Raw genomic sequence first — 2,471 nt, 5'->3', positions numbered from 1 at the left:
GTAAGCGGGCGGTGAACACACCTTGACGGTTGCACTCCGGAGCACGGTGCGCATTCCCAGCCCCTGACACCGAGGATGGGATTTGGCTTGCCGGGCGGCAGCTTGAGTTCAGCCCTGCGACGACCAGCGGTGCGGCAGCAGCTCGTCGATCCGGCTGGCCGGCTGCAGCGGCAGTCGCTCCAGGACGTCGCGAAGATATGCATACGGGTCGTGCCCGTTGATGCGTGCCGAGTGCAGCAGGCTCATGATGGCGGCGGCCCGCTTGCCGGCGCGCAGGCTGCCGGCGAAGAGCCAGTTCGACCTGCCAAGCGCAATCGGTCTGATTTGGTTTTCTACCCAGTTGTTATCGATCGGCAGGCGCCCGTCGCCCAGGTAGCGCGTTAGCGCATCCCAGCGTCGTCGGCTGTAGTCGATGGCCTTGGCGGTCGCCGAGCCGTCTGGCACCTTCTGCCGGTGCTCGTCGAGCCATTGTTTGAGCGCGTCGGCGACGGGCTTGGCTCTCTCAAGTCGAAGAGATCGTCGGCCTTCAGTGTCCAGATCTGCGGCGTCGCGCTCGATGTCGTACAGCGCCTGGAAGAACTTCAGCGCCTGCTCGCCCACCTTGCTCTGGTGGTTGGCCCAGAGCTCATGGAACTTGCGTCGGGCGTGGGCCATGCAGCCAACTTCGGTCACGCCCATGTCGAAGCACTGCTTGTACCCACTGAAGTCGTCGACGATCAGGCTGCCCTTCCAGCCAGCGGCGGTGCCGAGTTTGAGGAAGTCCCGCGCGTTCTGACCACCACGGGTCTCCGCGAAGTTGAAGACCACCGCTCTGAACTCGTGGAACTGGGTCGTGCACCAGCTCCACATGTAGGCCCGGTGCGTCTTGCCCTTGCCAGGCTTGAGCATCGGGACGGGTGTCTCGTCGGCGTGCAACACCGGGGCCTTCAGCAGCTCTGCCGTCAGCGCGTCCACGAGGGGCTGCAGCTGCACGCCGCACTCGCCGACCCACTGCGCGAGCGTCGAGCGTGCGATGGCCATGCCGGCGCGCTCGAAGATGGCTTCCTGGCGGTACAGCGGGAGGTGGTCGAGGTACTTGGCCACCAGCACCTGGGCGAGCAGCCGTGTCGTCGGGATGCCCTTGTCGATGATGTGCGGGTCCATCGGCGCCTGGACCAGCGTCTCGCACTCGGCGCAGACCCATTTACCCCGGACGTGACGCTCCACCGTGAAGACGCCGGGGGCGTAGTCCAACTTCTCGCTGACGTCCTCACCGATGCGCTTCATCGTGCAGCCGCACTTGCACGTGGTGCTGGCGGGCTCGTGATGCACGTCCTGACGCGGCAGATGCGCCGGCAGCGGCGCGCGCTTGGGCTGGCGCTTGCCTGTGTTGGGCTTCTTGGGCTCGGGCTCAGCGTCTTCGATCTCGCGAGCCACGGCCGCCAAGTCCATGTCGAAGGTCTCGTCGAGCAGGCTCTTCTGCTCGGGCGTGTAGGCCTCGCTCTGCGCAGCGAACTTCAGTCGCTTGAGGACCGCGTTCTCGTGCGTGAGCTTGTCGACGAGGGTCTGCTTGAACAGCAGCGCTTTGTCCTTGCGCGCCAACTCGGCGCGCAGTGCGCCCACGATGTCACGCAGTTGGCTGGCATCAAGACTGTCGATGGCGTCGTCAGCGATCACGGGGATTGATCGTGCCGACGACAGCGCTCTCGCGCCATCGGTGGATGCCGCAATTGCTCGCTACAGCAGGGTGATGACGCCAGCGTCACCCAGGCGCTGCCAGGGCAGGCCAAGCACGAGCGCGTCGAGCTGCTGCGTTGTGAGCGCCAATGTCCCACCGGTATCTCTGGGCCAGGCGAACCGGCCACTGTTAAGCCGGCGAGCAGCGAGCCACACGCCGATGCCGTCATGCACCAGGACCTTCATACGATTGGCGCGACGGTTGGTGAAGAGGTAGGCGTGGTGCGGCTTGGCCGCGCCGAAGACGTTGACCACGCGGGTGAGAGCAGCCTCGGTGCCAGCGCGCATGTCCAACGGCTCGACTGCTAGCCACACGGCGTCGACGCGGATCACCGCAGCAGCTCTCTGGTGAACGCAGGCAACTCCGCTGCAGCGTCCATGGGCCAGAGCACTTTGATGACCACGGCGCCGCGGCGCAGTTCAATCTCGACGGTGCGTTGGTCGACCCTGGCCTGCGCTGCAGGTGCAACGGCCACCGCAACGAACTCAGGCCGAGTCATGGCGGGTGCCACACGCCCCGCGAGTTTGCGCCACCCATGCACGATGTTGGCGTTGATGCCGTGAGACAGCGCGACCTTCGCTACCGACGCGCCGGGCACCGCGCACTCCGCAATGATCTGATCCTTCAGCTCGCGGCTGTAGCGCCTGCGCTTGCGACTCTTCTCGGCTTCCATGCTGTCCAGCTATTTGCGTAACTGGACAGCATCGTTATCGCCGGCGATGCCGTTCTCAAGATGTGTTCACCGCGCGCTTAC

At 65.4% G+C, this 2,471-nt stretch carries 3 protein-coding genes; all 3 read right to left on the bottom strand.

Features of this window, described 5'->3' with window-relative positions:
• Window positions 1-108: 108 nt before the first annotated feature.
• Genes tnpC through tnpA form a run of 3 tightly spaced genes read right to left on the bottom strand, consistent with a single transcriptional unit; the run spans window position 109 to window position 2,390 of the window.
• Complete coding sequence (gene tnpC / locus AC3WOE_RS30410; RefSeq protein ID WP_492696275.1) at window positions 109-1,656, bottom strand: IS66 family transposase; 1,548 nt, start codon at window positions 1,654-1,656, stop codon at window positions 109-111.
• 60 nt (window positions 1,657-1,716) lie between these two features.
• The gene (gene tnpB / locus AC3WOE_RS30405) at window positions 1,717-2,049 is read right to left on the bottom strand and encodes an IS66 family insertion sequence element accessory protein TnpB (RefSeq protein WP_492696273.1); all 333 of its coding nucleotides are present in this window, start codon (window positions 2,047-2,049) and stop codon (window positions 1,717-1,719) included.
• Window positions 2,046-2,390 carry an IS66-like element accessory protein TnpA gene (gene tnpA, locus AC3WOE_RS30400; protein WP_492696271.1) on the bottom strand — a complete coding sequence of 115 codons (345 nt, stop codon included), beginning with the start codon at window positions 2,388-2,390 and terminating at the stop codon, window positions 2,046-2,048. The genes tnpB and tnpA overlap by 4 nt, the downstream gene beginning before the upstream one ends.
• Window positions 2,391-2,471: the final 81 nt, after the last annotated feature.

The sequence above is a fragment of the Roseateles sp. FW305-36 genome (assembly GCF_058787015.1).
The sequence above is the reverse complement of the archived record's forward strand: the minus strand, read 5'-3'. Positions and strand labels throughout refer to the sequence as shown.